General features: G+C 40.4%; 21 protein-coding genes. 11 read left to right on the forward strand and 10 right to left on the reverse strand.

The genetic code is table 11. The features are described 5' to 3' along the window. Window positions 1-299, forward strand: a 299-nt coding sequence (locus B5X70_RS18405; RefSeq protein ID WP_234995087.1) for a hypothetical protein, incomplete at its 5' end; no start/stop codon positions are given. Here the strand turns inward: B5X70_RS18405 and B5X70_RS16385 are convergent. After that, window positions 296-1,054: a phosphatase PAP2 family protein gene (locus B5X70_RS16385; protein ID WP_079558987.1), complete on the reverse strand. Its 759-nt coding sequence runs from the start codon at window positions 1,052-1,054 to the stop codon at window positions 296-298. The two genes, B5X70_RS18405 and B5X70_RS16385, sit on opposite strands and share 4 nt — an antisense overlap. 291 nt (window positions 1,055-1,345) lie before the next feature. Between B5X70_RS16385 and B5X70_RS16390 the strand changes: the two genes are divergently transcribed. Next, complete coding sequence (locus B5X70_RS16390) at window positions 1,346-3,709, forward strand: PAS domain-containing protein (protein ID WP_079558988.1); 2,364 nt, start codon at window positions 1,346-1,348, stop codon at window positions 3,707-3,709. A 117-nt stretch (window positions 3,710-3,826) separates the two neighbouring features. Beyond that, window positions 3,827-4,243, forward strand: coding sequence for a PAS domain S-box protein (locus B5X70_RS16395; RefSeq protein ID WP_079558989.1), 417 nt, complete (start codon window positions 3,827-3,829; stop codon window positions 4,241-4,243). A 71-nt stretch (window positions 4,244-4,314) separates the two neighbouring features. Here the strand turns inward: B5X70_RS16395 and B5X70_RS16400 are convergent, their stop codons facing one another. From B5X70_RS16400 to B5X70_RS16415, 4 genes are all read right to left on the reverse strand, one after another. Then, a complete protein-coding gene (locus B5X70_RS16400; RefSeq protein WP_079558990.1) occupies window positions 4,315-5,070 on the reverse strand; it encodes a succinate dehydrogenase/fumarate reductase iron-sulfur subunit in 756 nt (251 codons plus the stop codon). Between the two features lie 40 nt (window positions 5,071-5,110). Beyond that, entirely contained in the window at window positions 5,111-7,051 is a 1,941-nt protein-coding gene (locus B5X70_RS16405; RefSeq protein ID WP_079558991.1) for a fumarate reductase/succinate dehydrogenase flavoprotein subunit, read from the reverse strand. Between the two features lie 20 nt (window positions 7,052-7,071). Further along, on the reverse strand, window positions 7,072-7,773 hold the full coding sequence (locus B5X70_RS16410) for a succinate dehydrogenase cytochrome b subunit (RefSeq protein WP_079558992.1): 702 nt from the start codon (window positions 7,771-7,773) through the stop codon (window positions 7,072-7,074). A gap of 446 nt (window positions 7,774-8,219) precedes the next feature. Further along, window positions 8,220-8,846, reverse strand: a complete 627-nt coding sequence (locus B5X70_RS16415) for a porin family protein (RefSeq protein WP_079558993.1) — start codon at window positions 8,844-8,846, stop codon at window positions 8,220-8,222. A gap of 428 nt (window positions 8,847-9,274) precedes the next feature. Here B5X70_RS16415 and trpS point away from each other — a divergent pair, with 428 nt between their 5' ends. Next, the gene (gene trpS, locus B5X70_RS16420) at window positions 9,275-10,264 is read left to right on the forward strand and encodes a tryptophan--tRNA ligase (protein ID WP_079558994.1); all 990 of its coding nucleotides are present in this window, start codon (window positions 9,275-9,277) and stop codon (window positions 10,262-10,264) included. Window positions 10,265-10,266: 2 nt separating this feature from the next. Here trpS and B5X70_RS16425 read toward each other — a convergent pair whose 3' ends face one another. Both B5X70_RS16425 and B5X70_RS16430 read right to left on the reverse strand, forming a co-directional pair. Continuing rightward, window positions 10,267-11,025 carry a LytR/AlgR family response regulator transcription factor gene (locus B5X70_RS16425; protein WP_079558995.1) on the reverse strand — a complete coding sequence of 253 codons (759 nt, stop codon included), beginning with the start codon at window positions 11,023-11,025 and terminating at the stop codon, window positions 10,267-10,269. Between the two features lie 5 nt (window positions 11,026-11,030). Continuing rightward, on the reverse strand, window positions 11,031-13,028 hold the full coding sequence (locus B5X70_RS16430) for a tetratricopeptide repeat protein (protein ID WP_079558996.1): 1,998 nt from the start codon (window positions 13,026-13,028) through the stop codon (window positions 11,031-11,033). Between the two features lie 909 nt (window positions 13,029-13,937). On the opposite strand from B5X70_RS16430, the gene dusB reads away from it, so the two are divergent. Next, window positions 13,938-14,954 (forward strand): tRNA dihydrouridine synthase DusB, encoded by a 1,017-nt coding sequence (gene dusB / locus B5X70_RS16435; RefSeq protein WP_079558997.1) that lies wholly within the window; start codon window positions 13,938-13,940, stop codon window positions 14,952-14,954. On the opposite strand, the gene B5X70_RS16440 is transcribed toward dusB, so the two are convergent. From B5X70_RS16440 to rbfA, 3 genes are read right to left on the reverse strand one after another with little or no spacing between them, the layout of a single operon-like run. Further along, window positions 14,914-16,152, reverse strand: a complete 1,239-nt coding sequence (locus B5X70_RS16440) for an ABC transporter permease (RefSeq protein ID WP_079558998.1) — start codon at window positions 16,150-16,152, stop codon at window positions 14,914-14,916. The genes dusB and B5X70_RS16440 overlap by 41 nt on opposite strands. 6 nt (window positions 16,153-16,158) lie before the next feature. Then, window positions 16,159-16,986: a class I SAM-dependent methyltransferase gene (locus B5X70_RS16445; RefSeq protein ID WP_079558999.1), complete on the reverse strand. Its 828-nt coding sequence runs from the start codon at window positions 16,984-16,986 to the stop codon at window positions 16,159-16,161. Between the two features lie 4 nt (window positions 16,987-16,990). Next, entirely contained in the window at window positions 16,991-17,329 is a 339-nt protein-coding gene (gene rbfA, locus B5X70_RS16450) for a 30S ribosome-binding factor RbfA (RefSeq protein WP_079559000.1), read from the reverse strand. A gap of 405 nt (window positions 17,330-17,734) precedes the next feature. Here rbfA and B5X70_RS16455 point away from each other — a divergent pair, with 405 nt between their 5' ends. The 6 genes from B5X70_RS16455 (at window position 17,735) to B5X70_RS16480 (ending at window position 21,959) form a co-directional block, all read left to right on the forward strand. Further along, entirely contained in the window at window positions 17,735-17,962 is a 228-nt protein-coding gene (locus tag B5X70_RS16455; protein ID WP_079559001.1) for a hypothetical protein, read from the forward strand. Window positions 17,963-17,986: 24 nt separating this feature from the next. Continuing rightward, on the forward strand, window positions 17,987-18,328 hold the full coding sequence (locus B5X70_RS16460) for a PadR family transcriptional regulator (RefSeq protein WP_079559002.1): 342 nt from the start codon (window positions 17,987-17,989) through the stop codon (window positions 18,326-18,328). Between the two features lie 164 nt (window positions 18,329-18,492). After that, window positions 18,493-19,434, forward strand: coding sequence for a PspC domain-containing protein (locus B5X70_RS16465; RefSeq protein ID WP_079559003.1), 942 nt, complete (start codon window positions 18,493-18,495; stop codon window positions 19,432-19,434). A gap of 237 nt (window positions 19,435-19,671) precedes the next feature. Next, the gene (locus B5X70_RS16470; protein WP_079559004.1) at window positions 19,672-21,051 is read left to right on the forward strand and encodes a PspC domain-containing protein; all 1,380 of its coding nucleotides are present in this window, start codon (window positions 19,672-19,674) and stop codon (window positions 21,049-21,051) included. A gap of 62 nt (window positions 21,052-21,113) precedes the next feature. Then, complete coding sequence (locus B5X70_RS16475; RefSeq protein WP_079559005.1) at window positions 21,114-21,590, forward strand: DUF4252 domain-containing protein; 477 nt, start codon at window positions 21,114-21,116, stop codon at window positions 21,588-21,590. A 183-nt stretch (window positions 21,591-21,773) separates the two neighbouring features. Continuing rightward, the gene (locus B5X70_RS16480; protein ID WP_079559006.1) at window positions 21,774-21,959 is read left to right on the forward strand and encodes a hypothetical protein; all 186 of its coding nucleotides are present in this window, start codon (window positions 21,774-21,776) and stop codon (window positions 21,957-21,959) included.

Genomic DNA, 21,959 nt, shown 5'->3' on the forward strand with positions numbered 1-21,959 from the left:
CTACCATTTTTCAGTTAGGCTACCATTACTCTAACGCAAAAAGCAGGTATCGTGGTGTAATAAAGCACCAAATGTGGGCCAACATCCGTTGTTTGTGGGTGAATTTTGTCCGGATACTCAAATACACAAAACAATTATGTCAAAGAACTACGTCTATTGCCCAAAAAGCGATCAAATCAAAGACTTTTGCCTATATGACAGGTGGATCTGAACTTTATTTTGCAATCAAAACATTTTTATCGGCAATATTACCTGCCAGGCTGTTCATTTCTGAAAATATCCAATTCTCCGTCAATTAAGAAAATGAGGTTGTCGGAGTGGACTCAACCATTACATCTGAAAACCAGTGTTGATTTTGATAAACTCTCCCGGCAGCCACCGATACCGGGATCAAATATATCCATTTTGAGTAATTCTCTGCAAACGGAGTAAATGCTGCAAAAGCCAGCGCCGCATGGCCCGATGGCATGGACTTAAAATCGTCATTTTTTATTGGAAATGGCGAATAATGATGCGAACCACGTTCGGTGTAAGGGCGGGCTCTGCCTGCTAATTGCTTCACTATTTCGGTTGTAATGGCTGTGGTTGCCAGTGCCTGAATGGAATTTAAACTGGTGTTTGTAAGCTTTTCATCACGAATTATATAACCAGCCACTCCATAGGTTATTACGGAAGCAGGTATTATCAGGTATTTATCTCCTGCCAGATCGGTAATTTTTGTAGCAGAATTTAAAAACGAGGAACGATTGCTTACAAAATAGCTGTTTATTGGCTTGTCAGCAAGAAACGAGGCTGCTGTAATTCCCATTATAAAAGGGAAATGACGACTTGTTGATTTTGTCTCAATTTCTGTGATTGGAATGGAATCAGGACTATTGGCCTTGAGCGACAATGGGATAAAAAGGAGTATTGTAATTGCGATATTTTTTCGCAGAGGAATATTTATTATGCTTGGTTTTAAGATGGAAGTGGTTGTTACGCATTGGCGTAACAACGATGGAAACCAGCTCATACAGATTCTACAAAAAGGTAAAATGATATATCTATCTTGCATAAAAATGTTGTGATTAACAACCCATCGATTTTTGAAAGGTTTAAAATTACGGATAAGATCTTTATGTTCTGCTATAATTATAGTCAATCTTTTTTTGTTGAGTTGAATAACTGTTCTATTGGAGTGAAGCCATTAGCGACTAATTTTCCGCTATCTCTGCATTAAGACAGAATTAAATTCTTTCTTCTCCGATATGTAAAAATCTGATCATCATTTTTGGCGATACAATATCTTTTTTTTGTAATATTGTTTAAATATTCACAAACTCTTAATCCAATAGTCTGTTGTTTAATGATAAAAAATCAACAATTCTTTAACTCACCCGGAGAGCCGGATTGGAAAAGCAGCCTGAATGTTTTGTCAAATGTTCTGGGTGCTCATGTGGGACTTGTTGAAAAAAAGGATGATCGTGTTGATTGGTTTTATAAACACCAAAATGGGCGATCTGCGAGTGAATATCATCACATTCTGAAAGAAATTGAGCCGCATTTAACGTTGAGCAGTCAACAAGAATGGTTTAAGGTCAAGTCATCGCCAATTGCTAGTCATTGTTTCGTTTCTCGCCTCAAAGCCATAAACTGTAACCACATTTTTCTCTGCATTCACACATATGGTTCTGTGCCTCACGAGAGTTACAAACAGACGTTGATCCGCCAAACAATAAAGATTCTTGAGGATGATTTGAATCTCAATAATGAGGAGTTTTCACAAAAGCCTATTTCCTCATATTGTAAAAGCAATGAACCAATCAATGATTACAATACCAGCGCAGGCATTCAGGAAGCTTTGGAAGAACGTAATGCACATTTGCTTACTTTGTTTAATTCCACGCCGGATTTTATCTGTTTTAAAGATGGGGAAGGACGTTGGATGGAGGCAAACCAATCTTTAATCAGTCTGTTTGGCCTTGAAGGTTACGATTACCGGGGGAAGAACTATCGTGATTTGTCCTTGCTGATTCCTAATAGAAGCAAGGAACTTAAATTCTGCCATGAAACAGACAATCTCGCCTGGAAATCTCGCAGACCAATAAATGTTGAGGAACATTTTGTGCAAGCTGATGGAGTCAGAAAGTTTTTTGATGTAATAAAAGCACCTCTTTTTAATGTTGATGGAAGCAGAAAGGGCTTGGTGGTTTTAGGCCGGGATATTACAGGCCGAAAACTGGCCGAACAGGAAAATCTGGAAAACGAGATGCGATTCAAGTTGGTGGCCATGCACACCAACGATGTCATTTTTGAATGGAACAGTACTGATGATGACTTTATCTGGAATGGAAATATTCGCTCCATCATTGGGAGCAGCAATAGTCCGTCCTCATTTAGAAGACTCTTAACAATGATTCACCCTGATGACAGATTGAAGATGTTGGATTTGTGGAGGATTAAGCCCGGTCAACAAAGCAATATTTGGAAAAATGAGTTCAGACTGCTACTATCGGATGGTAACCTGATTTATCTTCTGGGAAGCGGGATGGTTGAAAGAAAAGAGAATTCAGATCAAATTAGAGCTTATGGAACGATTACCAATATCACCCGCGAAAAAGAATTGGTGCATACTCTGCGAGAAGCTTTAGATGTTGCAGAGAGCAACCATGCCAAACTACGAGGCCTGTTGGCGATAATTCCCGATATAATCTTTGTATTTAATGGGGATGGATATTTTATTGATTACCATGTTCATGAAGAAAAGGGTTTGCTAGTTTCTCCAGCGAGTTTTATGGATAAGCATGTGAGCGAGGTGTTGCCAGCGGAATTGGCATCCCTCACAATTGAAAACATCAATAAAGCGATCACAGGGAAAGGAGTTGAGACTTATAACTACACAATCAGAGAGGAAGAGAAAGAGATGGTTTATGAGTCGCGCATGATCTATTTTCAGGCGAATGAAACCATCTGCATCGTGCGCGATGTAACCCACCAGAAGCAGATTGAAAAGGAACTGTTATTGGCAAAGGAAAAGGCAGAAGAGAGCGATCGGTTAAAATCGGCTTTTCTGGCTAATATGAGTCATGAAATACGCACCCCGATGAATGGCATCATGGGATTTGCTGAATTATTAAAACAGCGTGATGTGTCAGAAGATAAGCGTGAATATTATCTGGACATTATCATCAAGAGCGGATTACAATTATTGGGGCTCATTAATGATGTTCTGGAAATCTCCAGAATAGAAACAGGAAGTACTGTTTTAAACAAAGAACAAATAGATTTGGCTGAGTTGATGAGTTCATTAACTGCTTTTTTTGAAGTTCCTGCCAATGACAAGAATATTGTTCTGAAAGCTACGCTTCCTCCCAAAAAAGAGATTGTTATCAAAGGAGATCTTCCGAAACTAACCCAGGTTTTTAATAACTTAATTGCCAATGCAATTAAGTTTACTCCCGAAAATGGAACCATTGAGTTTGGCTATCACCTAAATGAAAATATTGTTGAGTTTTTCGTTGAAGATTCCGGGATCGGCATAGATCCGAAGCACCATCAGTCCATCTTTAACCGGTTTAACCAGGTTTATGAAAAAAGCGGGAAGGATTATGGAGGAGCCGGGCTGGGGCTATCCATCTGTAAAAGTCTGGTTGAACTGATGGGTGGAGAAATTCGGGTCGCTTCATTTCCGAAAAAAGGAAGCAGGTTCACTTTTGAAATTCCGTTATAGCCTGATCTTTCATGTATCGTTAAATGTTCGCCTACTCAATGTTGAACAAAAAAATGATTGGTCTGTTTGATACATCAAACAAACGAAACATCAACAATCAATTTAAAAAATCAGGGTATGGGAAGAATTAATGTATTCAGAACCAAAGAGATCAAGGAGCTTATTGAGGCTAATCCACAAAAGGCACAATTCATCATCGATGAAGAACGCGAACTTGGAATTTGTGTTACCGATGAAAAGGGGAACTACGTTCATGTAAATGAACGATACAATGAGATATATGGATATCTACCGGGGGAATTGTTGGGCAAACATTTTACTGTAGTGGTTCCTGCGGAGAATCATGGCAAACTTCAATCTGCTCACGATATGTTTATAAAAAATGAATATGAGATAGTAAGATTTTGGGATGTGGTGCGCAAAAGTGGAGAGACGATTCAAATTCAGGCTGCTGCAGCTTTTTTTAATAATATACTTGCTGGTAAAGGCCAGGGGACAAGACGTAAAGTAACATTTGCTTATTACGAGGGTTAAGGTTTTTGAACTGAAACAAAAATGGTGCACAGTTTTAACTATGCACCATTTTTTATCATATTCTACTTCGTTTAGTCCTGAACTTTTGCTTTCAGGAATTCCCTGTTCAGCCTTGCTATATGAGCTACAGAAATCCCTTTTGGGCACTCTACTTCACAAGCTCCTGTGTTGGTACAGTTTCCGAATCCTAGTTCATCCATTTTAGCAACCATATTTTTGGCTCTGCGAGCAGCTTCCACTTTGCCTTGAGGTAAAAGTGCAAGTTGGCTAACTTTAGCAGATACAAACAACATAGCTGAGCCATTTTTACAAGCAGCAACACAAGCTCCACAACCAATACATGAAGCAGCATCCATGGCCTCATCCGCATCGGGTTTTGGAATTGGAATGGCGTTGGCATCGGGGACACCTCCGGTATTTACCGATACATAACCTCCTGAAGCAATGATCTTGTCAAAAGCTGTACGATCCACTATCAAATCCTTAATCACAGGAAATCCAGCAGAACGCCAAGGTTCGATCCAGATGGTATCACCATCCTTAAATTTGCGCATGTGCAACTGGCAGGTGGTAACACCATCATCGGGTCCGTGAGGACGGCCATTGATGTATAGCGAGCACATGCCACAGATTCCTTCGCGACAGTCGTGGTCAAAAGCCACAGGCTCATTTCCCTCGTTAATTAATTGTTCATTAAGAATATCCATCATTTCCAGGAATGAACTCCCGGTAGAAACATCTTTTACCTGGTACGTTTCAAAACGCCCCTTTTCGCGGGCGTTTTTTTGTCTCCAGACTTTTAGAGTGATATTTATATTTTTTTCCATGATAAAACTCTGTTAATATAATTGAAATTGCCTGCGACCACTATTTGTAATTCCGCTGAATCAGCTTCACATCTTCAAACTTCAGTTCTTCCTTATGCAGCTCCGGTTCCTGGCCATCGCCTTTATACGCCCAGCATGATACATAAGCAAATTTATCATCCTGACGCATGGCTTCACCATCTTCAGTCTGGAACTCTTCACGGAAGTGTCCTCCACATGACTCCTCACGGTTAAGTGCATCAATGGCCATCAGTTCGCCAATTTCAATAAAATCAGCAAGACGGTTTGCTTTTTCAAGTTCAATGTTCATTCCTTCCTTGTCGCCGGGAATGCGGACATTGCTCCAGAACTCTTTTTTAATGGCACGGATTTTTTCAATGGCTTGTTGAAGTCCTTCTTTGTTCCTGGCCATTCCAACAAAATCCCACATCACCAAACCAAGCTCTTTATGAATGCTGTCAACCGAACGATTTCCGTTTACATTACGGATTTTTTCAAATCGGTCTTTTACTGCTTTTTCGGTTTCAACAAACTCTTTCTCATCACCGGTCATTCTTGGAGTTTTGATATCATCGGCCAGGTAGTTCTGAACGGTGTATGGCAGAACAAAATAACCATCGGCCAATCCCTGCATCAAAGCAGAGGCACCAAGGCGGTTGGCTCCGTGGTCTGAGAAGTTGGCTTCTCCGGCACAGAAGAGCCCGGGAATGGTAGTTTGTAATTCGTAATCAACCCAAACGCCTCCCATGGTATAATGAATGGCAGGGTAAATCATCATGGGTGTGTCGTATGGATTGTCGTCCACGATTTTTTCATACATCTGGAACAGGTTTCCATATCTGGCTTCAATCACGTCCTTACCCAGTCTTTCGATGGATTCTTTAAAATCAAGGTAAACGGCCAATCCGGTGGTACCAACTCCAAAGCCTGCATCGCAACGCTCTTTTGCTGCACGTGATGCCACATCACGTGGAACAAGGTTTCCGAAAGCCGGGTAACGGCGTTCAAGGAAATAGTCTCTGTTTTCTTCCGCAATATCCGTTGGTTTTAGTTTTCCGGCTCGAATGGCTTCCGCATCCTCTTTTTTAGCAGGAACCCAAATGCGTCCATCGTTACGCAACGACTCCGACATAAGAGTCAGTTTGCTCTGGAATTCTCCATGAACAGGGATACAAGTGGGGTGAATCTGAGCAAAACATGGATTTGCAAACATGGCGCCTTTCTTGTAGGCCTGCCATGCCGCTGAACCGTTGGATCCCATGGCATTGGTAGAAAGGAAGAAGGTGTTTCCATAACCTCCGGTTGCCATAACCACAGCATGACCAAAATGGCGCTGAGTTTCTCCGGTTACCAAATCACGCGAAATAATACCTCTTGCTTTTCCATCAACAAGCACGATGTCAACCAGCTCGTTGCGGGTATATAGTTTTACAGTTTTGAGGTTTACCTGACGCATAAGAGCCTGGTATGCTCCCAATAATAATTGCTGACCGGTCTGGCCTCTGGCATAGAAAGTTCTGCTCACCTGGGCTCCTCCAAATGAACGATTGTCAAGCAAACCTCCATACTCTCGGGCGAAAGGTACACCTTGAGCCACGCATTGGTCTATGATTGAAGTTGAAACTTCAGCCAGACGATACACATTCGCCTCACGGGCACGGTAGTCGCCACCCTTAACGGTGTCGCTAAATAATCTGTTTACCGAGTCACCATCGTTTGGATAGTTTTTAGCGGCGTTAATTCCACCCTGAGCAGCAATGGAGTGCGCACGACGAGGAGAATCCTGAATGGTGAATATCTTTACATTAAACCCCATTTCACCAAAAGATGCTGCAGCTGCAGCTCCTGCCAATCCTGTTCCTACAACAATGATATCGAGTTTCCTTTTATTGGCAGGGTTAACCAATTTTTGATTTTTCTTATAATTTGTCCACTTCTGGGCTACAGGCCCTTCGGGAATTCTTGCATCAATTTTTGCCATAATCACAAAGGATTAAATAATTAACCTTGATAGAATAAATACTGTAAAACTGCTATGAGTGAGAAGCCTAATCCAACGAACCAGGCATAAATTTGTCCGATAGCAGTAAGGCGCTTACGCCAAATATTGTTGCTGAAACCAACTGTTTGAAAAGCCGACCAGAACCCGTGAGATAGATGTAAAGCCAGACCGATACCGGCAACGGCATATACAATTACAATCCAAAGGTATCCGAAAGATGTATTAACCAACGCATACGCGTTGTCAACCATTGTCTCTACTCCTGCTAAATTAACCATTACAGGGTCTAACAGCGGATCGCCCGTAATTTTAATCTTCACCCAATAGTGAGCGAGGTGCAAAATTAAAAATGCCAAGAGGGTAATTCCTAGAATTAGCATGTTTTGAGAAGCCCAGGTAACACCAGATGTTTTATTACCCGACGCATACCTGTCTTTTCCTCTGGCCTTGCGATTTTGAATGGTCAACATAAAACCATAGATAATGTGAACCAGAAATCCAATTGCCAGTAGAGGCTCTGTCACCTTTATAATGGGATTGGTGATCATAAAATGCGCTGCCGCATTGAAGGTCTCTCCGCCATCTGGAACCAACATAAGGGAGTTGATCGCCAGGTGGATAAGTAGAAATAAAATCAGGAAAAGCCCCGATAACCCCATCAGCAACTTCTTCCCAATGGAAGAACTTAATAAACTGCTCATAAAGATTCTGTTTTAATATTAATTGATATTTATTTGTTTATAAGAGATTTGCAAAACAAGTAACGTTTTGGGAGGGGGAAATAACCAAAAACCATTCAAATTTTCTTTTTAAAATGCAAATGTAATGGCTTCGATCACTATTTAAAAATAAAATAAAGAAAAACATCTTTATTTATATAATTTCTAAGTTAGATGCTCTCAAATCCACACCAAGCCTTACATTCCTTAATTATTGTTCTTTTTGATTAAGAAAGAAAAATGCCTCTTATCTAAAAGAGTTTCAAATTAACATCTTTGGATGTTAATTTCAAGTTGTAGCCCTGTTTTTATCCGGATAATGAAAAAATATTCCTTGATGCAAACCTTTTCTTTTGGACTGAATAAGGGACATGTTTCTTGTGCCGCGCTTTGGAATTTTATTTTGAGAAGTCTCCTCAATCTTTTCTTTACCAAAATATCCATGTTAAGCCAAGCGTCCATAGTACATTGTATTGTCCCCGGTTAATCCAGGTTGTTTGCCCGTCGGCATGAGATCGTATTGGGGTCAGTGAATTAGAATATCCAAAATTCAGGTAAAGAGCTTCATATAGTGGGTAAGAAAATCCAACCAAAAGGTTGAGCTCTGCTGCATTGAAGTCGCTCCTGTTGGGATACTCTACTAAATCTTCACTCTCATTGGAATTGACGAGGAATGATACAGACAACCCTCCATGAAACAAAATTTTATCGAGGTAATTTAAGGAGGTGTAGGCCGACATGTTTTGCACAAAAAGGAATGGAACCTCCACGTATTGCAGGTTAAAACGATAGTCAAAATAGTTGTTACTCTCACTTGGAACCGAACGACTCCCTTTCTGAATGTACATCACCTCCATTTGCAAAAAGGAGTATTGCGAGAGTGGTAACATGGTAAAAGCCGAACCATATAGACCGAATTTGTTTGGCCCGGATAAATGATCTCCTGAAACCTCGGAAGCCACAACCCCTCCTTTAAAACCACCCCGGAAAACTTGTGATTGAATATTAAACGTGGATAAACATATAATAGATAGAAGTATTACAGAGACTTTCATCGATTTGTTGAATATATTACCCCTTCAGGAGATTAATTTGTCATATAATTTAAAATACTGCTAACCGGGTAGTCCTTTAATGTTGTAACATTTAGTACAATGCGGCTACACGAATATAATAATTTTTTAAAACAGGCCAATCATTGTCATTGGGAATTGAGCCCTCTAATCAGGCCATAATATCCTCCCAATTGGATCGGGAAGGAAAATGCATTTGTGCGCCTTCATGCAGTTTTGTCTGTGCTTAAATTACGCTAACATAAAAATAGAATACCATGCTATTAATGAAACTTTAGTTAGAAAAAATGCCGCCACTTTGGAATAGTGTTTTCCTACTTATGGAAGTTTCATGAAAAAAAATAACATTTTGCCGTTTTGTTGATTATTTTTGCACCTGATTTAATAATAAGACAGAGAATTACGATAACATGGAAACAGTTGTAAGCGGAATCAGACCAACAGGAAACCTGCACTTAGGAAACTATTTTGGAGCAGTGAAGAATTTTTTGAAAATGCAGAATGATTTTAATTGCTATTTTTTTATTGCTGATTATCACTCGCTCACAACGCATCCTGCCCCGGAGGATCTTCATGGTAATGTTCGTCAGGTTTTGGCGGAATATCTTGCTGCCGGTCTTGATCCCGAAAAAGCAACCATCTATATTCAAAGTGATCTGCCCGAGGTGGCAGAGCTTACGCTCTTGCTCAATATGAATGCATATCTTGGGGAATTGGAGCGAACCACTTCTTTTAAGGAAAAAGCTCGTAAACAACCTGAAAACGTCAATGCCGGCTTGCTGACTTATCCCGTTTTGATGGCTGCAGATATCATCATCCATCATGCAAATAAAGTTCCGGTAGGAAAAGACCAGGAACAAAATCTTGAGATGACTCGTAAATTTGCCAACCGGTTTAATCGAATATACGACACAGAGTATTTTCCCATACCTCAACCTTTTAATTTTGGTGAGGCATTGGTTAAAATTCCCGGATTAGACGGAACAGGTAAAATGGGGAAGTCGGAAGGGAATGGCATCTATCTGATTGATGACCCGAAAGTGATTCGCAAAAAAGTGATGAAAGCGGTTACAGACTCTGGCCCAACCGAGCCAAACACCCCGGTTAGTGAGCCCATTAACAACCTGTTTACGTTAATGTCGGTGGTTTCGCAGCCCGAAACTTTGGAGTTTTTCAAAGAGGAGTACAGCAAATGTTCTATCAGGTATGGTGATTTAAAAAAGCAGTTAGCAGAAGATATCATCATTTTCACAGAGCCTATGCGCGAAAAAATCAAAGCCATTGCTGCCGATGATGCTTACCTGCGAAAAGTGGCTGAAATTGGAAGAGAAAAGGCACATGCAAGCGCATCCAAGACATTGAAGGAGGTTCGTGAACTGATTGGATTTCGTTCCTTTTAATTTCAAATCATTGTCAGTGAATCACGCTTGTTTATCAGATTGGAAAGTCGCCAACCATCAACAGGTATTATTGTCCCGGATTTCATCCGTATTTCAGAAGAGCTTCTGTCCAAAGACTCAATATGTCTGAGATTTACAAGCATTAAAGGATGACATCTGAAAAAGGCATACTCAGATAAAAGTGGCTCATATCTTCGTAATGGGAACGAAACATGGATGGTGTCGCCCGATAAAAGGTGAAAATATGCTCCTTTTGTGATTGATTCGCCATATTCAATGCTGTTTATATCAACTTTAACGTTACCGTCTTTTGTTACGAGAAGAAGTGTCCTGTTTTGAGGTTCTTCATTGATGTTTAATAAAAGAGTCTCAATTCTTTTTGGATACTCCCTGTCGTTAAATGAATCGAGTGCTTTATCAAGCGCTTGAACAAATTCACTTTCATCAAATGGCTTCTTTATAAAATCAACCGCTGAAAACTGCACAGCCTGCTCCATATAACTTGAATAGGATGACATAAATACAATTTTGAAATCTATTACAGGAATTTGAGATAAAAGTTCAAAAGCATTTCCATCCTCAAGCTGTATGTCCAGTACAAGTAAATCGGGTCTTACCCTTTCCAATAGATGATGAGCCTCCTTTATCGATCCTGTTGCTGCAGACACTACAAACTCATTGAAGTGATTTTTTATAATCACTTCTACCACTCTTCGGGTAAACAGGTCGTCTTCAACGATCATAATTTTTAGTGGCTCCATTGAAATTAGTTGTTTTGAGATACTATTGGCAGAATGATTCTTATCAGCGTTCCTCTATCAAAAGGATTTATGTTTTTCTTGTCAATGATTTCAAGGCTCACCTTGCCTCCAATATCATTTCTGATTACATCAAGCCTCTCCTTGGTGATTTTTATAGCCATAGATTCATGTTTCTTGTTTATTCCGCTTTTTTGCTTTTGATCAATGCTGGATGAGATTCCAATGCCATTGTCTTCAACTTCCACAACCATTTGTGTATTGAGTTTTTTAAATCGTATATCAAGATGACCTTGGTTCTCCATCAATCTAACGCCGTGTTCCACGGCGTTTTCCACGAACGGTTGAGTAAGCATAGGGGGAACGAATGTATTCTCTTGATCCAATCCCTCATCAATGGTTATTTGATAATTAAAAGGTGATACAAACCGGAGTTTTTGAAGTTCAAGGTAGTATTTTAGAATTTCAGATTCATCCTTAAGCGGAATAAAGTCATGATGCGATGTTTTTAGTACCAGCCGCATGAGTTTGGCAAAATCGGTCAGGAATTTCGTAGATTTTTCCACATCATGCTCAAGAACATAAACCTGGATGGCGCTTAGTGCATTGAATATAAAATGCGGGTTCATTTGCGAGCGCAAAAGCTTATGCTGGTTTTTTAGGTTATTATATTTTATTCGAAGCCTGTGCTGATATATCAATAAAGTCGTAATAACTGCAAGAATGACAAAAATAATGATGATTATAGTAAGCATTAATCTTTGTCTGCCCAGAGTGATTAATTGTTCGGAGGTCATCTGGTTCAATTGATAAATCCGGTTTCTTTGAGCCTCAGTTTCCAGCATGGCCTCCATGGTTGTAAGGTGATTTATGTTTTTCTCATTCAGAATACTGTCGCGATAAGCTGTTGCAGTTTTAAAATATTCCAGAGATGTTGCGTAATTATGATTGGCTTCATGAAGTCTTGAAAGTAACCGCAAACTCTCTTCTGCCTGAAATCTTGAACCGATGTTCTTAGCTAGTTCATAGGATTTGTTAAGATGGTCATCGGCCTTTGCAAAATCACCTAACAAAAGATACACCTCACCTATTTTTGAGTGACTGATGGAGACCTGCATCAAATCTCCAAGTCTATCATTTATATTTAATGCCCTTTCAAGATATTCTAAAGCTGTGACTGGATCATCCTTGGCGATATAAACTGCTCCAATGCTATTGTAACAGATTGATTGTCCGGCACGACTACCAATCTGGTTGTTGTATGCCAGCGATTTCTGAAAATACTCCAATGCCTCCTCTGGATACCCCATTTTTAATCTGCACTCGCCTATGTTGTGGTTGTTTATCGCTTTCCCTAGTGTATTGTCCAGCCTATCAGCATATTCAAGAGCTCTTAAGAAGTACTCAATGGCCGAATGGTATCTGCCAAGGTTTGCATTTACATTCCCAATGCTGTTTATTGCAACGCTGATATTAAATGAATCCCGTGTCTCTTCGGCTAAACGCAAAGCCTTAAAATGCATGTCCAATGCTATGGCATTGTCGTCGGTGCGTCTAAAAACCACACCAATCTGATTATATACCTCTGATAGCAGACCTTTATTGTTGATGTTTTGCGCTATGGTTAAAGCTCTGTTATGATAGCGTAGAGCTTCCCCATAGGCTGATCTATCCCTATATCTTCTTCCAATGGTGTTGAGAATCCTTACTTGTTGCCATAACAAGTTATGGCGAGAAGCTATTTCCATGGCTTCCTGCAGAAACCTATCAAAAGGTTCAGCCCTCATTCCGGTTTCTTCATAAAATGATCTGGACCTCTGAATCAACTGATCTACAACCATGGAGTCAGTCATAGGTGATTCACCCAGATGAGCTTTGCCTGACTGATTTCTGGATGATTGTGTGTTACAGGATGCATAAAACAGCCCTGATAAAATCAACAGAAACAGAAAAAGGCCGAGGCGGGAGAGGTATTTTAATCGGGATTTTGATAAATGAATCGTCATTGCCTAATTTTTTCAGAGAATTATGCTCACAAACACTCCTTTTAAGGTTGAATTTACTTGTTTTTGATTAACATCTAAACAGGCAAGATGTTCTATATAAAAAGAATAACTTGCTTTTGGACATTTATACATCACTAAATTTAGGGAAATTGCCTATTGCAAGCAACCTTTATTTTTTATTTGCATCGTTTAACTGATTATAATTTCAAAATTTTCACTGGATATTTAATATGAAGAGATGGTGCGAAACTATATTATACAGTAATAATTGTATCAATTATTACCTCTATCTATCAATATCATTCTCCGAATAATGTTTCTAATTAGAGGTAATGAGTCCGATCACTTTTTTGTCTTTCTGAGATAACTGATCTGCAACTTAACATGTGCAGTAGTTTTGGCATTTAGTAATTAGAAATCAATGTCGTTTAGTTAAGCGAAAAAACCTGACAGGTTTTTTCCGGTAACTATTGATATTATTTCTTTTTTCATCCTGTCCTAATACTACTTTGACAGATTAGAATTGCTGTCGCCCTTTCAGGGCTTTGGTTGTGTTGTATCCTCATCCCGGGGCTGTACCCCGGGTTATCGATTAAACCCTTTCAGGGTTAGTTTAGCGTTTTTGGGCGAAAACATAATAGCCCCAATGAATAATATCGAATGTGTTATAATCTGTCAAAGTAGAACTAATAAAAATATCGAAACCTGTCAGGTCTTAACTAAACGATAATGAGTTATAAATAACCCTCGCCACCTCTTTAATTCAAGGAGAGCGCCGTCATGTAGGTCAAAATGATCAACCAAAACATGGTTGGCTTATCATCAGAGTTTTAATAAAAGTTTAGACTGTCTGTGAGAAGTAGTATATTTGTGGCGTCAAAATAAAACAATTACAACTATTCAGGTCGCGTGAAGATAGGAGAATTGGAATTAAGAAAGGAGCCTCTGTTGCTGGCTCCCATGGAGGATGTTACAGACCACATGTTTCGCAGTTTATGTAAGCAGTATGGTGTGGATTTGATGTACACGGAGTTCGTGTCGTCTGATGCGCTGGTGAGGGATGTGGAGAAAACAAAGCGCAAACTGACCATTTTAGAGGAGGAGCGCCCGGTTGGGATACAATTGTATGGGAAAGATCCCGATGCATTGGCCGAAGCAGCCCGGATTGCCGAAGCGGCAAATCCGGAATTGATTGACCTCAACTTTGGTTGTCCTGTTAAAAAAATTGCCACGAAAGGCGCCGGATCGGGAATGTTGAGAGACATCCCTCTGATGCTTAAAATTACCAAAGCGGTCGTGAACGCGGTAAAATTGCCGGTTACCGTAAAAACCCGTTTAGGGTGGGATCACGACTCAAAGATTATTGCGGAAATTGCTGAACCGTTACAGGACACAGGTATAAAAGCTCTGGCCATTCACGGCCGAACCCGTTCGCAGCTTTATACCGGAGAGGCTGACTGGACATTGATAGGTGAAGTGAAAAACAACCCCCGAATTCATATCCCCATCATTGGAAATGGCGATGTGGACTCACCCGAAAAAGCTCGCCTCTATTTTGACCGTTACGGCGTAGATGCCATTATGATTGGTCGCCCCTCCATAGGAAGACCCCGGATTTTTAAAGAAATCCGGCATTACCTGGATACCGGGGTGTTGTTGCCTCCCATCACCATGGATGAACATGTTGAGATGATCAGAGAAGTATTACATAAAGCCGTTGATCACTTGGGCGAACGAAGAGGTATTTTGCATTCGCGACGCCACTTGGCGGTAACTTTTAAAGGATTGCAGAATTTCAGGAGTACGAAAATCCAAATGCTCCGTAGCGAGAGCGTTGCAGAAATAGATGAAATACTGAATGGAATTAAAACCGACTACGCCGGTTTTACTCCTGGCGATTTACAGGGTAGTAGCGACGTACAATAACCCGAACCGGATACCAGGCGGCCAAAAATCCTGTAATGGATACCGTCAGGAAAACGGTTAAGACATCAACCCAACGCAATATAACGGGATAGGCATCAACCACAAAGGCTTCACCGCCCTGAAAGCGAAGCAAACCATAGGTTTGCTGAAGCCATACAAGCAAGACTCCCAAAAGAATTCCCCCGGTCATCCCGGCAAGGGAAATAAGCCAACCTTCAAACAGAAATATTTTATTAATAAGCTGGCGCGTAGCCCCCATGCTTCGTAGTGTAGCAATGCTCTCCTTCTTTTCAAAAATAAGCATGGAAAGGGTTCCAATTACATTAAAAATGGCAATCAACAGAATAAAAGAGAGAATGAGGTATGACATCAGTTTTTCAACTTTCATCATGCGAAAAAAGGTGTCGTGTTGCTCTTCACGGTTTTTTACCGTGAAGTGTTCTCCCAGGTGATTTTGCAATCGCTGCCGTACACTCTCCTGACGAACGCCATCAGCAACTCTGACGCCTATCCACGAAACAGTATTCTCATCATAATCCAATAGTTCGCGCGCCTGATTTATGTGGATGATGACATAGCCGGCATCGTAATCTATCTGATTCACCATAAACATGCCCGAAGGTTGCGCGTATTGCGAACGAAAAGCCTGATCGGGACGTGCCGGATTGATGCGCCCCGAGCGCTCGGGTGCATACATCATCAGCGGAGTAACAAAATTCATTCGCAAAGCCAGTTGACTTGCCAGAGCGTAACCAACAACAGCCTCCGGCATGTTGTTGTATTGAAGCCTGAATTCTCCGTCCACAATAATGGTATCTATGGCCGATACCTGGTTGAATGAATCATCAACTCCCAAAATCCGACCCGGCACCTGTCGGTTACTAAACCTGAATAATACATGGTCTTCCATTACCATGGTGGCGGCCTCTACGCCGTCGATGGCAACCAAGCCCCGGTAATCAATGCTGTCGATGCTGAAAACCTTGCCCCTTTCGGGTTCTATTTTAAAATCGGGGTCAAAAGTGCTGAAAAATGAGCCTATTAATCCGTGCAGGCCATTGAAAACGGATAAAACAAGCAGCAATCCGAGCGAACCGGTGAGAATGCCAATCACTGAAATCCAGGAAATGATGTTGATGATGTTCTGGCTTTTCTTGGCAAACAGATACCTGATGGCTATTCGAATGGCTAATGTCATATCGCTCTACTTAATGGCTTTTACGATGAGTCCCGTGCCCGATTGGTGTACTTGTCGCACATCCAGATGATTTAAAACATACGCCACCGGGAATGTCAATAAATAGTAAAAGGGTAACAATATAAAAAACAGCTTACTTTTATTCAGCATAATAATGGGGTATTTCATGGATAGCTTCCAGGCAATATTGCCCGGTTTGCCATAGGAATACTCCACTTTCACCGATGTAAAACCGGCTCGCTTTAGTTTCTCTTTTATTTCGGTTGCATTGTATCCGTCGCGAACGTGTTCGTCAATAAAACCGGTCACTTCTCCTTGGTTTTCCTGGTGATGATGGTGCGTATCCGAACCGCCCTGATCCGATGGGGTAGAGATGATCAACATCCCGCCGGATTTCAAACTTTGGTTAAGCTTTGACATCACCTTTTCGTCTTCGGCAATGTGCTCCATTACATCTACCGACAGGATTAAGTGGTAGGTTTTGGGTTCAGAAAACTTTGTTAAATCCGCTTGTTTAAATGTAATTCTGTTATGTAGCTTCTTTTTTTTGAAAAACAGATTGCAATCCTCTATTTGTTCCTGCTTTACATCAACGCCGGTAATTTGAAAATCCTTGCCCATTTGCGACATGCGCCAAACATATTGACCAAATCCTGAGCCTGCATCAAGAATGTTTGCGTTCTTAGGAGCAATTTTTTTCCATTGCCGCAACTCCCTGCGTATGTACCACGATCGTAGTAACAGAATGTCGAGCAACCGATAAAAGAGAATTCTCAAAAATGGATTCCGATTAAATACCTTGCCCAGGGAACGTTTTATGGGATCATACTGCATGCGGTTACTCTTTTAAAAGGTCGTCGATTCTTTCAATGTAATCCAATGAGTCATCAATGAAGAAAGTTAACTCAGGAATTACCCGCAATTGCTTGCCTACCCTTTGTCCCAACAGAAATCTTAGTTTGGTCTTCTGTTGTTTAATGTTTTTGAAAATTTCTTCTTTCTGAGTGGCAGGAAAAATGCTTAAATAGACTTTAGCAAGCCCCATGTCCGGGCTGACCCGTGCAGTTGTAACACTTACCATGGTTCCCATGGTAATGTCGCGAACTTCCATCTGGAAAATTTCGCTCATCTCTTTCTGAATAAGGCGTCCTATCTTTTTTTGTCTTGTGGAATCCATGAAGATTTAATTTTGCCACTATGCCACAAGTGGCGCAGTGTTTTATTTATAATACAAAAATAGGGTTTTTGTATGGATTTATGATATTTAAAAGATTGATTCGTTTTATTGTCGTAATTCCATTAAAATTATAGCACCTCTACGAGGTGCTATGATCCCCACGTCGTTTCTATGCTATCAACATTTGTCCTCTACGAGGACGATTATTCGTTCCATCTAAACCTGCCGCCTAGGTGGCAAATGTTGATGGCTAAAATGGGATTCCCAATCCGGTGCGTAGTAGATGCGCAACATTTTTTAAAAAAAAACAAAAAAATATAGTACCATGTATTGCATGGTACTATAAAAAAATCATATATTTGCATTACCAACAACATGGTATTAACATGATGTAAAAAATGTGACATGAGCAGAATGAATTCAAAAATCAGAAAAGGTGCTTTCTACCTGGGATTTCTGTTCCTTTGGTTAATGCAAAACGGAACTTGCAGATTGCCTCACGAACAATCTTTGCAGGAAGAGAGAGCATCTGGATTTACAGCACCTGTTGACTCAATTAGAAATGGAGATAACAAAGCAGGTTCTGTACGACTGGTTCCGGCCATTGTTATTGGCACAATGAATGGGTTATGATATTGATTGATAAAAAAATGAAATATGAAGATAGAAAATGCAAAAGCGCAAATGCGCAAAGGGGTTCTGGAATATTGCATCCTTTCGGTTTTGTCTGATCATGATGCGTACGCATCCGACATCATCAATAAGTTAAAGGAGGCAAAAATGATAGTGGTGGAGGGAACCTTATACCCGCTCCTGACCAGGCTTAAAAATGCCGAGCTGTTAGGTTACAGATGGGAGGAGTCATCGCAGGGGCCACCCAGGAAATACTATGAAATCACGGATAAGGGGAAAGAGTTTCTGAATGAACTTGACGACTCCTGGAAGGAGTTGGTGGACGCAGTAGCCTTTATTCGTAATTCTGAGCAAATAACTGAGTAATAACTTTGCTGAAAATCAATTAAAAACAAAGATATGAAACTAGCCACGATTGCAATTTTCTCAAATTGGGAAACAGCCTTCCGCCTTGCGCAGATGCTAATTCCGAATTATTGTGAACCACTTCGAGGCGAGTTTCATGTTGCCATTTAAAAATATATAAGCAAATGAAACGTACCATTTCAATAAACATAGCATCAACGGCCTTCTTTATTGATGAAGATGCCTATGGTCGGTTAAACGACTATTTACGGAAACTTGAATCGTGGTTCTCCGGAAAGGACGGGGGACAGGAGATCATCAACGACATAGAAAATCGTTTCCGTGAACTTTTCCTGGAAAGAATTAATCCGAAAACTGGCGTAATCACCCTTTCCATGGTGGATGAGGTGATAGCTATTATGGGTCAGCCCGAAGATTTTATTCCCGATGGCGAGGAAATTCCTGAGTCAGAGTTTGCATCTGCCGGATCAGCAGGATCAAACCGAAGCAGCAAACGAATGTACAGAGATATTGATGATAAAGTGTTGGGTGGAGTATGCTCCGGTCTTGCTGCCTATTTTAATCTCGATCCGGTATTTGTAAGAATTCTGTTCGTTTTACTCACCTTCTTCAGTTTTGGAACAGGGTTGGTAGTATATATAGTTCTTTGGATTGCGGTTCCCGCCGCGTACACCTTGTCACAAAAGCTTGAGATGCGCGGCGAAAATGTCACCATATCCAATATAGAAAAAGCCATGAAGGAGCAATATGGAAAGGCAAAAGAACAATTTAGCCAATTTAGAAAAAGCGATTCGTACCGTAAAGGTGAAGAGTATCTTCAAAGAATGGAGAAACGCGACCAAACAGCCCTGATTGTGATTGCAGTATTGGTGGGATTGATAATGGTAGGACAAGTTACCGCTTTCTTTTTGCCATTTATACATTTTGCACATTTCCCCTTTACGTGGACTGTTTTTCCAGGGTTGATTCCTTTTGTGGTGGTATTGTTGATATCTGGACTGATTTTTCGAACAGCGTTTAAGGGTTTTTTAATTGTAATCGGTGTTTTGGTTGCAATATCCATCATGTTTGGAATCCTTCGATGGTTGCCATTTTTTCCTTGGTAAAGTTAAATTTATATTTCATTATAATTATGAGTTAAGCCATGAGAATCGCCAAAACTGACAAGTCAAAACCAGACTCATACAGAAGATGATTATTTCCGGCGAGTACTATGTGGTCAATAACATAAACAAATTATTTTCAAATGAAACGCCCATGAGTGAGCAACTCACAACAAGAGCACGAAAATAACAGCTCATGGAAGTTCCATTCGGCCAATTAATTAACTAAATTATTTTCGGATGAAAAAGACGATACATATAAACCTGGCGGGTATGGCATTTCATATTGAAGAGGATGCTTATACCAAACTTGAGCAATACCTTAAACAGGTGGAAAAAGCTTTGGGCAGCGATCCCGGGAAGAAAGAGACCTTGGACGATATTGAGGGTAGAATTGCAGAACTTCTTCTTCCTCTTACCAGAGAAAACGAAAGAGCCGTTAACCTCAGCAATATTGAGGATGTTATAAAAGTATTGGGGTCACCGGATGATTATAAGCTGACCGATGAGCCCATCGTCGGGGAAGAATCTTCCGGCCGTACCGGGGGATTTGTTTACAAACCGGTAAAAAAGCGATTGTATCGTGATGTACATAACCGGATACTGGGAGGGGTATGTAGTGGCTTAGGTGCTTATTTCAACATTGATCCAATAATTTTCAGGTTACTCTTTATTCTGGGTATTTTTCTAGGTCCGTTTTTCTGGCTATCGTTCTTACCTTATCTTATTTTGTGGATAGTAATGCCAAAAGCCTATTCCATTGAGCAGCGAATGCAAATGTATGGAGGAGAACCGTTATTGGCAAAGAATCGCCAACCCTATAAAACATCAGAAGCAAATACATTTTTCAGGATTTTAGGTGTTGCTTTTGGCTTTTTGTTGATGCTGGTCTCGTTTGTGGTACTCACAACCATCGCAATGGTGATTTTTCCGTTTGTCGGGTTGGCTGAATACATCCCCGGAGGTGAATGGATCGCAGGACTGCCATTGATCTTCTTCCCCGAAATACCGTGGTTTTTCTCCTCTGCTTTGTTTATGTTTCTGGCAATTCCGTTTATAATGATCTTCTATTTGGGTTTGCATTTGGTATTCAGGTTTAAGCGAGGCGGGAAATATATTGGTGCAACAGGTCTTATTCTATGGTTTGTAAGTATAGGAGTGCTCTCAATCGGTGGCGGCTGGATTGCAAAAAGCTTCAGCACACATGAGTATATAAAAGAGGAATTTTTGTTGGATGATTTTGCTGGAAAAAAATTGTTTGTAAAACATACAAATAAGGAAGCAAGAAAAGATGCGGTTTATTTTAAAGATTTCTATGTCAATAAAGACAACGACCAGATCACGGTATCTGCACGTGCCAATATTTATGTGCGAAAGAATGCGCCTGAATTTTTGATCTCCATTGAGAGACATGCCAGGGGGAGAAACAAATATGATGCATTTGAAAATGCATCGAAAATTGAATACTTCTGGAATCAGAAGGACTCAATATTGGAGTTAAACCGCTTTTTTGAGTTGCCCGAAAACTCAAGTTTCAGAAAGCAAAGGGTATCTGTTACCATAGAAATTCCGGAAGGTATGGAGATTGATGGTGACAGACGGTTGAATGTGTTGAGGTAATTTTCCTTGAGCACATAAACGTGTTGGAAGAAAATTAAACGTTAATCTTAAGAAGAGAACCCATGAGAACTGTCTTATTATTTCTGATATTACTGGTTCTTCTGGTAATTCCGGCTCAAAACCAGGCATCTGATGAGATGTTCTCTGACCTGAAAGATCAGAGTGGTGTGACCACAATGTCTTTTTCCAAAAATGTAATCGACATGTTAGAACTCCTGTTGGATAAAACAGATAGTGAGCATCAGCAACAAGTTACAGGCTCGTTAAAAGAGATCAGGTTAACCATTTGTAATAAGGAAAACGAAAAAGCTGTTAATCAGCTTATGAATGCTCTTTCAAAATCGCCTTTCCAGCAAGTAGAAATGGCTGAGGAAAATGATCTGATGGTTTTTGTGCATCGGCGGCGCAAAAACATCAATGAATGTCATGTGCTGTTTGATGGAGACACGCGAAAGATTCTTATATCGTTTCTGGGAGAGTTCAGGGTGGAAGATATGGCCGCCATTAAAAAATCAGCCAGACAGTTGGCCGATAATTGAATGAGGTAGAGTTTGTGTTATTAACAATTGCACCTCTACGAGGTGCTTTTTCATACTCTGTAATGTTATTTTGTCAACATTACTAAACATATTAACCATAGAATGCACCTCTACGAGGTGCTATAATTCATGTCACAATATCCAGCTATCACCATTTGCCCTCTACGAAAACTAGTGCATTATATGCAAATAAGTCTGTTCCACATAGGCCATCGCAAAGGTGAAGTTGTTGATAAAATAATTTATCTTGCAAAAGACAGGTCCAATCAAACACTGAATTTGCATACAGATTTGCCACACCACAAGCGCCATCGTAGATGGCGAATGTTGATAGAAGTAATTGACAATATGAAATCCGGCGCGCCGTAG

The sequence above is a fragment of the Alkalitalea saponilacus genome, from assembly GCF_900168165.1.
Lineage (GTDB): Bacteria > Bacteroidota > Bacteroidia > Bacteroidales > Marinilabiliaceae > Natronoflexus > Natronoflexus saponilacus.

Coding starts and splice junctions, on each gene's coding strand:
- B5X70_RS16385 (WP_079558987.1), bottom strand. CDS start 1,054: ATGCAAGATAGATATATCATTTTACCTTTTTGTAGAATCTGTATGAGC.
- B5X70_RS16390 (WP_079558988.1), top strand. CDS start 1,346: ATGATAAAAAATCAACAATTCTTTAACTCACCCGGAGAGCCGGATTGG.
- B5X70_RS16395 (WP_079558989.1), top strand. CDS start 3,827: ATGGGAAGAATTAATGTATTCAGAACCAAAGAGATCAAGGAGCTTATT.
- B5X70_RS16400 (WP_079558990.1), bottom strand. CDS start 5,070: ATGGAAAAAAATATAAATATCACTCTAAAAGTCTGGAGACAAAAAAAC.
- B5X70_RS16405 (WP_079558991.1), bottom strand. CDS start 7,051: ATGGCAAAAATTGATGCAAGAATTCCCGAAGGGCCTGTAGCCCAGAAG.
- B5X70_RS16410 (WP_079558992.1), bottom strand. CDS start 7,773: ATGAGCAGTTTATTAAGTTCTTCCATTGGGAAGAAGTTGCTGATGGGG.
- B5X70_RS16415 (WP_079558993.1), bottom strand. CDS start 8,846: ATGAAAGTCTCTGTAATACTTCTATCTATTATATGTTTATCCACGTTT.
- trpS (WP_079558994.1), top strand. CDS start 9,275: ATGGAAACAGTTGTAAGCGGAATCAGACCAACAGGAAACCTGCACTTA.
- B5X70_RS16425 (WP_079558995.1), bottom strand. CDS start 11,025: ATGGAGCCACTAAAAATTATGATCGTTGAAGACGACCTGTTTACCCGA.
- B5X70_RS16430 (WP_079558996.1), bottom strand. CDS start 13,028: ATGACGATTCATTTATCAAAATCCCGATTAAAATACCTCTCCCGCCTC.
- B5X70_RS16440 (WP_079558998.1), bottom strand. CDS start 16,152: ATGACATTAGCCATTCGAATAGCCATCAGGTATCTGTTTGCCAAGAAA.
- B5X70_RS16445 (WP_079558999.1), bottom strand. CDS start 16,986: ATGCAGTATGATCCCATAAAACGTTCCCTGGGCAAGGTATTTAATCGG.
- rbfA (WP_079559000.1), bottom strand. CDS start 17,329: ATGGATTCCACAAGACAAAAAAAGATAGGACGCCTTATTCAGAAAGAG.
- B5X70_RS16455 (WP_079559001.1), top strand. CDS start 17,735: ATGAGCAGAATGAATTCAAAAATCAGAAAAGGTGCTTTCTACCTGGGA.
- B5X70_RS16460 (WP_079559002.1), top strand. CDS start 17,987: ATGAAGATAGAAAATGCAAAAGCGCAAATGCGCAAAGGGGTTCTGGAA.
- B5X70_RS16465 (WP_079559003.1), top strand. CDS start 18,493: ATGAAACGTACCATTTCAATAAACATAGCATCAACGGCCTTCTTTATT.
- B5X70_RS16470 (WP_079559004.1), top strand. CDS start 19,672: ATGAAAAAGACGATACATATAAACCTGGCGGGTATGGCATTTCATATT.
- B5X70_RS16475 (WP_079559005.1), top strand. CDS start 21,114: ATGAGAACTGTCTTATTATTTCTGATATTACTGGTTCTTCTGGTAATT.
- B5X70_RS16480 (WP_079559006.1), top strand. CDS start 21,774: ATGCAAATAAGTCTGTTCCACATAGGCCATCGCAAAGGTGAAGTTGTT.